This is a genomic window from Streptomyces sp. CB02056 (genome assembly GCF_001905545.1).
In the GTDB taxonomy this organism is placed as follows: Bacteria; Actinomycetota; Actinomycetes; order Streptomycetales; family Streptomycetaceae; genus Kitasatospora.
On record NZ_LIPD01000004.1, the window covers coordinates 372193 to 385067 of the forward strand.

Here is a 12875-nt window from a genome sequence, read left to right on the forward strand (position 1 = left end):
ATCCACGGGGGCGACGATGCCGCAGATCTCCGTCGACTACTCGGCCGACCTGGCCGGAACCTTCGACCGCCGGGGTCTCGGCCTGGCGATCAACCGGCTGGCCGAGGCGACGATCGACGCGAAGCCGGAGTCCTGCAAGACGGTGTTCCGGCAGAGCGAGCTGCTGGTGGTCGGGACCAGCGGGGCGGCCGGCGACACCCAGGTGTTCGTGGAGTTCCAGATCTTCCCGGGCCGTTCGCCGGAGGCGAAGGCGGCGATGAGCGAGGGCGTGCTGGCGCTGCTGGCGCGGTTCGTCCGGCCGGCGCCGGGCACCCGGCTGTTCACGGCGGTGAACATCGCGGACATCGACCGGGAGAGCTACCGGAACGCGACCGCCCGGGGCTGAACCGGTGACACCGGGTAACGTAGCGGCCCGTGACTACCTGGATCTGGGCCGGCGTGGCCGTGGTGCTGTTCGGCATGTACCTGAGTTGGACGGCCGGTCGGTTGGACCGGCTGCACGCCCGGATCGACGCGGCGCGGGCGGCGCTGGACGCGCAGCTGGTGCGCCGGGCCTCGGTGGCGATGGAGCTGGCGACGTCCTCGCTGCTGGATCCGGCGGCCTCGCTGCTGCTGCTGGACGCGGCGCACGCGGCCCGGCAGGCCGATGACGAGCAGCGCGAGGTGGCGGAGAGCCAGTTGAGCCTGGCGCTGCGGGCGGTGTTCGAGGAGCCGGAGCAGATGGCGGCGCTGGTGGCGGAGCCGGGTGGCGAGGACGCGGTTCGTGAGCTGACGGCCGCGGTGCGGCGGGTGCCGATGGCCCGCCGGTTCCACAACGACGCGGTGCGGGCGGCGCGGGCGGTGCGCGAGCACCGGCTGGTGCGGTACTTCCGGTTGGCGGGGAAGGCGCCGTTCCCGTTGGCGTTCGAGATGGACGATGCACCGCCGCCCGCTCTCACGCCCGAAGGGGCGCCTGCTTAAGGTGTCCCCCGGATACGGCCCGTTTGTCGTGTCCCGTCGTCCTGGCTGGACTTGGTGGCGCATGAGTGGGCCATCCGGTCTGCCTACCATAGGGCGATAGCACTGATTCATCTTCGAGTGAGGTCTCACGTGTCCACGACCCCCACCACCGCAGACCAGCCGCAGATCGGCACCGCCCGGGTCAAGCGCGGCATGGCCGAGCAGCTCAAGGGCGGTGTGATCATGGACGTGGTCAACGCCGAGCAGGCCAAGATCGCCGAGGACGCCGGCGCCGTGGCCGTCATGGCCCTGGAGCGGGTTCCGGCCGACATCCGCAAGGACGGCGGCGTGGCCCGCATGTCCGACCCCAACATGATCGAGGAGATCATCGAGGCGGTCTCCATCCCGGTGATGGCCAAGTCCCGCATCGGCCACTTCGTCGAGGCCCAGGTGCTCCAGTCGCTGGGCGTCGACTACATCGACGAGTCCGAGGTGCTGACCCCGGCCGACGAGGTCAACCACTCGGACAAGTGGGCCTTCACCACCCCCTTCGTCTGCGGCGCCACCAACCTGGGCGAGGCCCTGCGCCGCATCGCCGAGGGCGCGGCCATGATCCGCTCGAAGGGCGAGGCCGGCACCGGCAACGTCGTCGAGGCCGTCCGCCACCTGCGCCAGATCAAGAACGAGATCGGCAAGCTGCGCGCGCTGGACAACAACGAGCTGTTCGCCGCCGCCAAGGAGCTGCGCGCCCCGTACGAGCTGGTCAAGGAGGTCGCCGAGCTCGGCAAGCTGCCGGTCGTGCTGTTCTCCGCCGGTGGCGTGGCCACCCCGGCCGACGCCGCGCTGATGCGCCAGCTGGGTGCCGAGGGCGTCTTCGTCGGCTCCGGCATCTTCAAGTCGGGCGACCCGGCCAAGCGTGCCGCCGCGATCGTGAAGGCCACCACCTTCTTCGACGACCCGAAGGTCATCGCGGACGCCTCCCGCAACCTGGGCGAGGCCATGGTCGGCATCAACTGCGACACCCTGCCGGAGACCGAGCGCTACGCCAACCGCGGCTGGTAACCACCCGCAGTTTCCGAGCCGGCCCGCCGCAGCGCCTCGGCGCGCGGCGGGCCGCGCCACGTAGTCCGTCGTAACGATCGATAGAGGTTGAAGACCGTGAGCACTCCTGTCATCGGCGTCCTCGCCCTGCAGGGCGACGTCCGCGAGCACCTGGTGGCGCTGGCCGAGGCCGACGCGCTCGCCCGTCCGGTGCGCCGCGCCGAGGAGCTGGCCGAGGTCGACGCGCTGGTGATCCCCGGCGGCGAGTCCACCACCATGTCCAAGCTGGCGCTGCTGTTCGGCGTGATGGAGCCGCTGCGCGAGCGGGTCGCCGACGGGATGCCGGTCTACGGCACCTGCGCGGGCATGATCATGCTGGCGGACAAGATCCTGGACGGCCGCGACGACCAGCAGACCGTCGGCGGCATCGACATGACGGTGCGCCGCAACGCCTTCGGCCGCCAGAACGAGTCCTTCGAGTCCGGGATCGAGTTCGCGGGCCTGGACGACGCGCCGGTGCACGGCGTCTTCATCCGCGCCCCCTGGGTCGAGGGGGTCGGCGCGGGCGTCAAGGTGCTGGCCGAGCTGCCCGCCGCGGACGGCCCGGAGAGCCGGATCGTCGCGGTGCGCCAGGGCAACCTGCTGGCCACCTCCTTCCACCCCGAGCTGACCGGCGACCACCGGGTCCACGCGTACTTCGTGCGGATGGTCGAGGAGCACCTCGCCGGTCGGTAGACCGCCGCCCACCGTGTGCGCCCCACCGCCGGCGACACCGGTAAGATCTCATCTGTTCATTTCCCTTTGGCGACGTAAAGGAGCTGGCGATGTCCGGCCACTCTAAGTGGGCTACCACCAAGCACAAGAAGGCCGTGATCGACGCCAAGCGCGGCAAGCTCTTCGCCAAGATGATCAAGAACATCGAGGTGGCGGCGCGCACCGGCGGACCCGACCCGGCGGGCAACCCGACCCTCTACGACGCCATCCAGAAGGCGAAGAAGAGCTCGGTCCCGATCGACAACATCAACCGCGCCGTCAAGCGCGGTGGCGGCCTGGAGGCCGGCGGCGCCGACTACCAGACCATCATGTACGAGGGCTACGGCCCGAACGGTGTCGCGGTCCTGATCGAGTGCCTCACCGACAACCGCAACCGCGCCGCCTCCGACGTGCGCGTCGCGATGACCCGCAACGGCGGCTCGATGGCCGACCCGGGCTCGGTCTCGTACCTGTTCACCCGCAAGGGTGTCGTCATCGTCCCCAAGGCCGACGGCGTGGACGAGGACAAGCTGTTCGAGGTCGTCCTGGACCAGGAGCCGGAGGAGATCAACGACCTCGGCGACTCGTTCGAGATCGTCTCCGAGGCCTCGAAGATGGTCGCCGTGCGCACCGCGCTGGTCGACGCCGGCGTCGACTACGACTCGGCCGAGGCCAACTTCCTCCCCAGCATGCAGGTCGAGCTGGACGCCGACGGCGCCCGCAGGATCCTGAAGCTGATCGACGCGCTCGAGGACAGCGACGACGTGCAGAACGTCTTCGCCAACTTCGACATCTCCGACGAGGTCGGCGCGCAGCTCGACGCCGAGTGATCACCGCCCAGTGATCGTCGGTGGGTGATCGATCCCACTGCCCGGCCCGGTGGTCCCTGGACCATCGGGCCGGTGTCGTCGGCGGGGTTGTCGGACCCGGGCGGTAGCCTGCGGAGGTCCTTCGTGGCGAGTGGCAGGGAGACGGGCGAGTGGTGCGGGTACTGGGCGTGGACCCGGGGCTGACCAGGTGCGGGGTCGGCGTGGTCGAGGGCGCGCCGGGCCGGCCGCTGCGGATGGCCGGGGTCGGCGTGGTGCGCACCCCCGCCGAGGCGGAGATCGGGGAGCGGCTGCTCCAGGTCGAGCAGGGCATCGAGGCCTGGCTGGACGAGCACCGGCCCGACCTGGTCGCCGTCGAGCGGGTCTTCGCCCAGCACAACGTGCGCACCGTGATGGGCACCGCCCAGGCCAGCGCCGTCGCGATGCTCTGCGCCACCCGGCGCGGCATCCCCGTCACCCTGCACACCCCCAGCGAGGTCAAGGCCGCCGTCACCGGCTCCGGCCGGGCCGACAAGGCGCAGGTCACCGCCATGGTGCAGCGCCTGCTGCGGCTGGACGCGCCGCCCAAGCCCGCCGACGCCGCCGACGCGCTGGCGCTGGCCATCTGCCACATCTGGCGCGGCGGGGCGACCAACCGGCTGGAGGCCGCCGTCCGGGCCGCCCGCGCCACCTCCCGCTCCACTCCTCCGAAAGGCACCGTCCGATGATCGCCTTCGTGCAAGGGCCCGTGGCGGCCGTCTCCTCCGGGATCGCGGTGGTCGAGGTCGGCGGGGTCGGCATGGCCGTGCAGTGCACCCCGAACACCCTGGCCGGGCTGCGGCTGGGCGAGCCGGCCCGGCTGGCCACCTCGCTGGTGGTCCGGGAGGACTCGCTGACCCTGTTCGGCTTCGCGGACGACGACGAGCGCGCCGTGTTCGAGATCCTCCAGGCCGCGCCCGGTGTCGGCCCCAAGCTGGCGCAGGCGATCCTGGGCGTGCACAGCCCCGACGCGCTGCGCGCCGCGATCGCGGGCGGCGACGAGAAGGCGCTGGTCGCGGTGCCGGGCATCGGCAAGGCCAAGGCGGCCAAGCTGCTGCTGGAGTACAAGGACAAGCTCGGCGCCCCGCACGGGGCGGTGCCCGCGCAGAAGCCGGTCGCGAGCGGCCCGGCGCCGTGGAGCGAGCAGCTGCACTCCGCGCTGACCGGCCTCGGCTACGCCCCGCGCGAGGCGGACGAGGCGGTCGCGGCCGTCACCCCGGAGGCCGAGGCGCAGGCGGTGACGGACGTCGGCGCCCTGCTCAGGCTCGCCCTGCGCGGCCTCAACCGTGCCCGCTGACCAACTGACGATCTGTCCTTTTGTCGACACCGGAGACTCTGGAGCCCGCGACGATGTACGACCCGGAACCCACCGACCGGCTGGTCACGGCCGCCGCCGACGGTGAGGACCAGGCGGTGGAGGCGGCGCTGCGCCCCAAGCTGCTGGACGAGTTCATCGGCCAGGAGCGGGTGCGCGAGCAGCTGTCGCTGGTGCTCCAGGCCGCCCGCCAGCGCGGCAGCGCGCCCGACCACGTGCTGCTGAGCGGCCCGCCCGGGCTCGGCAAGACCACCCTGTCCATGATCATCGCCGCCGAGCTGGGCGCCCCGATCCGGATCACCTCCGGCCCGGCCATCCAGCACGCGGGGGACCTCGCGGCGATCCTCTCCTCGCTCACCGAGGGCGAGGTGCTCTTCCTCGACGAGATCCACCGGATGTCCCGGCCGGCCGAGGAGATGCTCTACATGGCGATGGAGGACTTCCGGGTCGACGTGATCGTCGGCAAGGGCCCGGGCGCCACCGCCATCCCGCTGGAGCTGCCGCCCTTCACCCTGGTCGGCGCCACCACCCGGGCCGGCCTGCTGCCGCCCCCGCTGCGCGACCGCTTCGGCTTCACCGGGCACATGGAGTTCTACGCCCCGGCCGAGCTCCAGCGGGTGGTGCACCGCTCGGCCGCGCTGCTGGACGTGGAGATAGACCCGGCCGGCGCGGCCGAGATCGCCGGGCGCTCGCGCGGCACCCCGCGCATCGCCAACCGGCTGCTGCGCCGGGTCCGCGACTACGCCCAGGTCCGGCACGACGGCGTGGTCGACGCCGGGATCGCCGCCCAGGCGCTGGACGTCTACGAGGTGGACGCCCGCGGGCTGGACCGGCTGGACCGCGCGGTGCTGGACGCGCTGCTGCGGCTGTTCGGCGGCGGTCCGGTCGGTTTGTCGACACTGGCGGTCGCCGTGGGTGAGGAGTCGGAGACGGTCGAGGAGGTCGCCGAGCCCTTCCTGGTCCGCGAGGGCCTGCTCGCCCGCACCCCGCGCGGCCGGATCGCCACCGCGGCCGCCTGGCAGCACCTCGGCCTGACCCCGCCGGTCCAGACCACCCGCGGGCGTGTTCCGGCGCAGTCGGAGCTGTTCCCCGCCGACGAAAGTTGACCGCCATCGGCTGAACGGGTGAGTCGGGCCGGTCGGTTCCCGGCCGGTGCTCCCGTGGTGGCGCACGGGGGAGCCGGGAGTGGCGTCCGGGGAAACTGTGCAGGCGGAGGGTCGCCACTTTCGGCGGCATGATGCGATGCTTGGCGTTGTCCGATCGATTCGGGGTCGCCTAGACTCCGCCGGACCGCCCCTCTCACCTGACGGGCCGACCAATACCACACAGGCCGCCGGCCGGCGGCCCGTAAAGGACCCTGGCTGCAGTGAACCTCATCATCCTTCTCCTCCCGATCATCGCGATCGTGCTCATGTTCCGGTCGCAGAAGAAGCGCCAGTCGCAGATGCAGCAGATGCAGACGGCGCTGGAGCCGGGGGCCGGTGTGCGCACCATCGGCGGTCTGTACGCCCAGGTGAAGGCGGTCAACGACGAGACCGTCGAGCTGGAGATCGCGCCCGGCGTGGTCACCCACTTCACCAAGAGCGCCATCGCGGCCGTCCTGGACCCCCAGGAGTACGACGCGATCATCAACGGCCGCCCCGCCGATGACGAGCTGCCCGAGCCGGAGGCCGAGGAGGCCGACGCCGAGCCGGTCGAGGACAAGCCGCTGTCGCTCTCCAAGGACAGCGCCGAGAAGGGCGACGTCGAGGGCGGGGCTCCCGCGAGCAAGTAGTACGGACGGGCAACCCGCCCGGCCGCGCGGCACAGTGCCGCGAGCCCACAGGACCTCAGGGCCGCAGAACCGCCGGACCCCTGTCCCGCCACGAGCCGGACGGGGGTCCGGTCGGGGAAGTGGCATGGACAGGGAGAAACGAGCAAGGTGGCAACACCCAAGTCGCGCCCGCGCGACGGCTACCCAGGGCGGGCGCTGGCCCTCATCCTGGTCGTCACCGTCGGACTGGTCGCCCTCATGTTCGGGACGGGCACCACCAAGCCCCGGCTCGGGATCGATCTCGCCGGTGGCACCAGCATCACGCTGACCGCGAAGTCGACCGACCCCAAGGCGATCACCAAGTCCAACATGGACATCGCCACCGGGATCATCGAGCGCCGCGTCAACGGTATGGGTGTCTCCGAGGCGGAGGTCCAGACCCAGGGCGACAACACGATCATCGTGAACATCCCCAAGGGCGGGAACCAGCAGAACGCGGCGGACCAGGTGGGTACCACCGCCAAGCTGTTCTTCCGTCCGGTCCTGGCCGTGGCGCCCAGCGGCGTCACCGCCCCGGCTCCCACGGGCACCCCGTCCGCCGCCGCCACCGGCACCCCGGGCGCGACCCCGCCCGCCGCCACGGCCGGCACCCCGTCCCCGGGCGCGAGCGCCACCAAGCAGGGCCGCCCCGAGAGCGAGGCGCTGGCCGCCGAGGGCGCCAGCCCGACCGCCGCGCCCACCGCCCCCGCCACCGGCGCCCCGAGCGCCGCGGCCACCCCGCCGAGCGCCGCCGACCTCAGCGCCGCGATGACCCAGGGCACCGTGCCGCCGGAGCTGAGCGCCGCGTTCGCCGCCCTCGACTGCTCCAAGCCCGAGGTCCGCACCGCCCAGACCGGCCCCGACGACAAGGCCGTCGTCGCCTGCTCGCAGAAGCCCGAGAACGGCTACTACGAGAAGCTCGCCCTCGGCCCCGTCGCCGTGAAGGGCTCGGACGTCTCCAAGGCGCAGCCGACCCTGGACACCCAGACGGGTGCCGGCTGGCAGGTCCAGCTGCAGTTCAACGGCAACGGCACCGACGACTTCACCAAGGTCACCGGCCAGCTCGCCACCCAGGCCCCGCCGAACAACCAGTTCGCGATCGTCCTGGACAACCAGGTCGTCTCGCACCCCGAGGTCAAGAACGCGATCCCCGGCGGCAGCGCCGTGATCACCGGCCGCTTCACCCAGGCCGAGGCGCAGGACCTGTCCAACGTGCTCGGCTACGGCGCCCTGCCGCTGGAGTTCGTCAAGAGCGACATCACCACCGTCTCCCCGGCGCTCGGCAGCGACCAGCTCAAGGCCGGCCTGGTGGCCGGCGCGATCGGCATGCTGCTGGTGGTCGCCTACTCGCTGGTCTACTACCGCGGCCTCGGCCTGGTCTCGATCGCCGGTCTGCTCGTCTCGGCGGCCCTGACCTACTCGATCATGAGCCTGCTCGGCAACGCGATCGGCTTCGCGCTGAACCTGCCGGCGGTCTGCGGTGCGATCGTCGCGATCGGCATCACCGCCGACTCCTTCATCGTGTACTTCGAGCGCATCCGCGACGAGGTCCGCGAGGGCGCCCCGCTGCGCCCGGCGGTCCAGCGGGCCTGGCCGCGTGCCCGGCGCACCATCCTGGTCTCGGACTTCGTGTCCTTCCTCTGTGCCGCCGTCCTCTACGTGGTCTCGGTCGGCAAGGTCCAGGGCTTCGCCTTCACCCTGGGTCTGACCACCGCGCTCGACGTCGTGGTGATCTTCCTCTTCACCAAGCCGCTGATCACGCTGCTGGCCCGCCGCAAGTTCTTCCTGAACGGCCACCCGTGGTCCGGCCTGGACCCGAAGCGACTGGGCGCCCGCCCGCCGCTTCGCAGCAGCCGTCGCCGTAACCCCTCCTCTGCCGCCGTGAAGGAGGCCTGACACCGTGTCACGCTTCTCCAACCTGGGCCACCGGCTCTACCAGGGCGAGGTCAGCTTCGACTTCGTCGGTCGCCGCAAGCTCTGGTACTCCATCTCCGGCGTGATCGTGCTGGTCGCGGCGATCGGCCTGGCCATGGGCCTGCACCTGGGCATCGAGTTCAAGGGCGGCTCGGTCTACACCGTGGCCAAGCCCGGCCTGACGGTCTCCCAGGCGCAGGAAACCGCCGACGGGGTCGTCTCCTCGCACCCGCTGGTGCAGTCGACCGACAACGGCAAGATCCGCATCCAGGTCAGCACCGAGGAGTCGAAGAGCTCCGACGAGATCCGCTCCGAGCTCTCCCAGAAGCTCGGCGTGCCGCTGGACACCGTCGAGGCCCAGGTGATCGGCCCCAGCTGGGGCAAGCAGATCTCCCAGAAGGCGCTCACCGGCCTGGTCGTCTTCATGGTCCTGGTGACGGTCTACCTGGCGATCGCCTTCGAGTGGCGGATGGCGCTGGCCGCGCTGGTCGCCCTCATCCACGACCTCCTGATCACCATCGGCGTGTACGCCCTGGTGGGCTTCGAGGTCACCCCGGGTACGGTGATCGGCTTCCTGACGATCCTCGGTTACTCCCTCTACGACACGGTCGTCGTCTTCGACACCGTGAAGGAGAACACCAAGGGGATTACCAAGCAGAACAAGCTCACCTACAGCGAGGCCGCCAACGCGGGCCTCAACCAGACCCTGGTGCGCTCGCTCAACACCACCGTGGTGGCGCTGCTTCCGGTCGCCGCGCTGCTGTTCATCGGCGGCGGCTTCCTGGGCGCCGGCACCCTGAACGACATCTCGCTCGCGCTGTTCATCGGCCTCGCGGCCGGTGCCTACTCCTCGATCTGCGTCGCCACCCCGCTGCTGGCGCAGCTCAAGGAGGAGCAGCCGGAGATGAAGGCGCTGCGCAAGCGGGTCCTCCAGCACCGGGCCTCGGCCGCCGCCAAGGCGGAGGCCGGGGACGCCGTCACGGCGGACGGGGAGCCGGACGACGAGGAGCAGCCTGCGGGTATGGTCGGACAGCGTGGCCGCTCGGCCGGCACCCGTGCCAAGGGCCGTCCGTCCACCAAGCGCTGAACCCGACCACGAACCCGAGGAACCCACCGTGACCACCGCCGACACCGCACTGGCCGAGCTGCTGAACAGCCGGATCCGGGACGTCCCGGACTACCCGAAGCCGGGTGTGCTGTTCAAGGACATCGCGCCGCTGCTCGCCGACGCCGAGGCCTTCGGCGCCCTCACCCGGGCGCTGGCGGACCGGGCCGCGGAGCTCGGTGCGACCAAGGTCGTGGGCCTGGAGGCGCGCGGCTTCGTGCTGGCGGCCCCGGCGGCCTTCGCGGCCGGGCTCGGCTTCGTGCCGATCCGCAAGCAGGGCAAGCTGCCCGGCGAGGTGTTCCGGCGCTCGTACGAGCTGGAGTACGGCTCGGCGACGCTGGAGGTGCAGTGCGACGCCTTCACGCCCGGTGAGCGGGTGCTGGTGGTGGACGACGTGCTGGCCACCGGTGGCACCATCGGCGCCTCGCTGGACCTGGTGAAGGAGGCCGGGGCCGAGCTGGCGGGCGTCGTGGTGCTGATGGAGCTGGGCTTCCTGGACGGCCGCGAGCGGCTGGCCGGGCACCTGGGCGGCGCTCCGCTGGAGACGCTGGTCACGGTCTGAGGGACTCGTCGGGAGGACGGCGGTCGGGACATCCGACCGCCGTCCTTCCGTTTCCTGGCCCGGCCGGATGAACACCCCGGCGCCCGGCTCGGTACCATGAAGATTCATCCCCTCCCGGTTGTCCCGGACCGTTCGGGCCTCGGCAGGGGTCGGCCCCGGTGCCCCGAGGAGTAGTCCTTGCCCGACGAGGTTGTGCCCACGGCCGAAGCGGCCACCCCCGAAAACCGTCCCACGCCCTCGGGGGCCACCCCGGCACGCCCGGCGCCGACCTCCTCGCGTTCGCTCGGCCCCTCCGGCCGCGGTTCCACCGGCGGCATGCGGGCCCGGCTGGCCCGCCTGGGCGGCCAGCGCTCCAGCGTGCTCAACCCCGTCCTGGAACCGCTGTTCCGCTCGATCCGGGCGAACGACCCCAAGGCCGACCCGGCTCTGCTGCGCGACATCGAGAAGGCGTACGCGGTGGCCGAGAAGTGGCACCGCGGGCAGAAGCGCAAGAGCGGCGACCCGTACATCACCCACCCGCTGGCCGTCGCGACGATCCTGGCCGAGCTCGGCATGGACGCCCCGACGCTGATGGCCGGGCTGCTGCACGACACCGTCGAGGACACCGACTACGGCCTGGAGACCCTGCGCAAGGACTTCGGCGACTCGGTGGCCCTGCTGGTGGACGGCGTCACCAAGCTGGACCGGGTCAAGTTCGGCGAGGCCGCGCAGGCCGAGACCGTCCGCAAGATGGTCGTGGCGATGGCCAAGGACCCGCGGGTCCTGGTGATCAAGCTGGCCGACCGCCTGCACAACATGCGCACGATGCGCTACCTCAAGCGGGAGAAGCAGGAGAAGAAGGCCCGCGAGACGCTGGAGATCTACGCCCCGCTGGCGCACCGGCTGGGCATGAACACCATCAAGTGGGAGCTGGAGGACCTCGCCTTCGCGATCCTCTACCCCAAGATGTACGACGAGATCGTCCGGCTGGTCGCCGAGCGCGCCCCCAAGCGGGACGAGTACCTGGCGACCGTCATCGACCAGGTCCAGGGGGACCTGCGGGGCGCCCGGATCACCGCCTCCGTCACCGGCCGGCCGAAGCACTACTACTCGGTCTACCAGAAGATGATCGTCCGGGGCCGGGACTTCGCCGAGATCTACGACCTGGTGGGCATCCGGGTCCTGGTCGACACCGTCCGCGACTGCTACGCGGCGCTGGGCACCATCCACGCGCGGTGGAACCCGGTGCCGGGGCGGTTCAAGGACTACATCGCGATGCCCAAGTTCAACATGTACCAGTCGCTGCACACCACGGTGATCGGCCCCGGGGGCAAGCCGGTCGAGCTGCAGATCCGCACCTTCGACATGCACCGGCGGGCCGAGTACGGCATCGCCGCGCACTGGAAGTACAAGCAGCGCGCGGTGGCCGGGGCCTCCAAGGTCCGCACCGACACCCCGACCCAGGTCCGCAAGGACGACAAGGCCGGCGCCGTCAACGAGATGGCCTGGCTGCGGCAGCTGCTGGACTGGCAGAAGGAGACCGCCGACCCGGGCGAGTTCCTGGAGTCGCTCCGCTTCGACCTGGCCAGCAACGAGGTCTTCGTCTTCACCCCCAAGGGCGACGTGATAGCCCTGCCGGCCGGGGCGACCCCGGTCGACTTCGCCTTCGCGGTGCACACCGAGGTCGGCTACCGGACGATAGGCGCCCGGGTCAACGGGCGGCTGGTGCCGCTGGAGTCGACGCTGGAGAACGGCGACACCGTCGAGGTGTTCACCTCCAAGGCGGAGAACGCCGGCCCGTCCCGGGACTGGCTGGGCTTCGTCAAGTCGCCGCGCGCCCGCAACAAGATCCGCGCCTGGTTCTCCAAGGAGCGCCGCGAGGAGGCGATCGAGCACGGCAAGGAGGCGATCGTCCGGGCGATGCGCAAGCAGGGCCTGCCGATCCAGCGGATCCTGACCGGCGACTCGCTGGTCACCCTGGCCCACGAGATGCGCTACCCCGACATCTCCTCGCTCTACGCCGCGATCGGCGAGGGCCACGTCGCCGCGCCGAACATCGTGCAGAAGCTGGTCCAGGCGCTCGGCGGCGAGGAGGGCGCGACCGAGGACCTGGCGGAGACCGCCACCCCGACCCACGACAACCGGCGCGCGGTGCGCCGCCGGGCCAAGGGCGACCCGGGCGTGATCGTCAAGGGCGTCGAGGACGTCTGGGTCAAGCTCTCCCGCTGCTGCACCCCGGTGCCGGGCGACCCGATCGTCGGCTTCGTGACCCGCGGCAACGGCGTCTCGGTGCACCGCGCCGACTGCGTCAACGTGGAGGCGCTGAACCAGCAGCCGGAGCGCATGATCGACGTCGAGTGGGCGGCCACCCAGTCCTCGGTCTTCCTGGTGGCCATCCAGGTCGAGGCGCTGGACCGCTCGCGGCTGCTCTCGGACGTCACCCGGGTGCTCTCCGACCAGCACGTCAACATCCTGTCGGCGGCGGTGCAGACCTCCCGGGACCGGGTGGCGATGAGCCGCTTCACCTTCGAGATGGGCGACCCGAAGCACCTGGGCCACGTGCTCAAGGCGGTGCGCGGCGTCGAGGGCGTGTACGACGTCTACCGCGTCACCTCCGCCCGCAAGTAGCG

General features: G+C 71.4%; 13 protein-coding genes. All 13 read left to right on the forward strand.

Features of this window, described 5'->3' with window-relative positions:
* The first annotated feature begins 16 nt into the window (after positions 1-16).
* The 13 genes from AMK13_RS13585 (at position 17) to AMK13_RS13645 (ending at position 12873) form a co-directional block, all read left to right on the forward strand.
* Positions 17-385, forward strand: coding sequence for a 5-carboxymethyl-2-hydroxymuconate Delta-isomerase (locus AMK13_RS13585; protein ID WP_074002374.1), 369 nt, complete (start codon positions 17-19; stop codon positions 383-385).
* A gap of 29 nt (positions 386-414) precedes the next feature.
* On the forward strand, positions 415-960 hold the full coding sequence (locus tag AMK13_RS13590) for a membrane protein (RefSeq protein WP_049651430.1): 546 nt from the start codon (positions 415-417) through the stop codon (positions 958-960).
* 129 nt (positions 961-1089) lie between these two features.
* Entirely contained in the window at positions 1090-2001 is a 912-nt protein-coding gene (gene pdxS / locus AMK13_RS13595) for a pyridoxal 5'-phosphate synthase lyase subunit PdxS (protein ID WP_049651429.1), read from the forward strand.
* Between the two features lie 96 nt (positions 2002-2097).
* Complete coding sequence (gene pdxT, locus AMK13_RS13600; protein ID WP_049651445.1) at positions 2098-2715, forward strand: pyridoxal 5'-phosphate synthase glutaminase subunit PdxT; 618 nt, start codon at positions 2098-2100, stop codon at positions 2713-2715.
* A gap of 89 nt (positions 2716-2804) precedes the next feature.
* Positions 2805-3563 carry a YebC/PmpR family DNA-binding transcriptional regulator gene (locus AMK13_RS13605; protein WP_074002375.1) on the forward strand — a complete coding sequence of 253 codons (759 nt, stop codon included), beginning with the start codon at positions 2805-2807 and terminating at the stop codon, positions 3561-3563.
* A gap of 152 nt (positions 3564-3715) precedes the next feature.
* Complete coding sequence (ruvC, locus tag AMK13_RS13610) at positions 3716-4267, forward strand: crossover junction endodeoxyribonuclease RuvC (protein ID WP_049651444.1); 552 nt, start codon at positions 3716-3718, stop codon at positions 4265-4267.
* Entirely contained in the window at positions 4264-4875 is a 612-nt protein-coding gene (ruvA, locus tag AMK13_RS13615; RefSeq protein WP_074002376.1) for a Holliday junction branch migration protein RuvA, read from the forward strand. Before ruvC ends, ruvA begins: the two co-directional genes overlap by 4 nt.
* A gap of 53 nt (positions 4876-4928) precedes the next feature.
* A complete protein-coding gene (gene ruvB, locus AMK13_RS13620) occupies positions 4929-5999 on the forward strand; it encodes a Holliday junction branch migration DNA helicase RuvB (protein ID WP_049651426.1) in 1071 nt (356 codons plus the stop codon).
* A 260-nt stretch (positions 6000-6259) separates the two neighbouring features.
* Positions 6260-6667, forward strand: coding sequence for a preprotein translocase subunit YajC (gene yajC, locus AMK13_RS13625; RefSeq protein ID WP_053112055.1), 408 nt, complete (start codon positions 6260-6262; stop codon positions 6665-6667).
* A gap of 147 nt (positions 6668-6814) precedes the next feature.
* Positions 6815-8581: a protein translocase subunit SecD gene (gene secD, locus AMK13_RS13630; protein ID WP_074002377.1), complete on the forward strand. Its 1767-nt coding sequence runs from the start codon at positions 6815-6817 to the stop codon at positions 8579-8581.
* 4 nt (positions 8582-8585) lie between these two features.
* A complete protein-coding gene (gene secF / locus AMK13_RS13635) occupies positions 8586-9686 on the forward strand; it encodes a protein translocase subunit SecF (RefSeq protein ID WP_074002378.1) in 1101 nt (366 codons plus the stop codon).
* A gap of 28 nt (positions 9687-9714) precedes the next feature.
* A complete protein-coding gene (locus AMK13_RS13640) occupies positions 9715-10266 on the forward strand; it encodes an adenine phosphoribosyltransferase (protein WP_049651822.1) in 552 nt (183 codons plus the stop codon).
* A 177-nt stretch (positions 10267-10443) separates the two neighbouring features.
* A complete protein-coding gene (locus AMK13_RS13645) occupies positions 10444-12873 on the forward strand; it encodes a RelA/SpoT family protein (protein ID WP_181970527.1) in 2430 nt (809 codons plus the stop codon).
* The last annotated feature ends 2 nt before the right edge of the window (positions 12874-12875 follow it).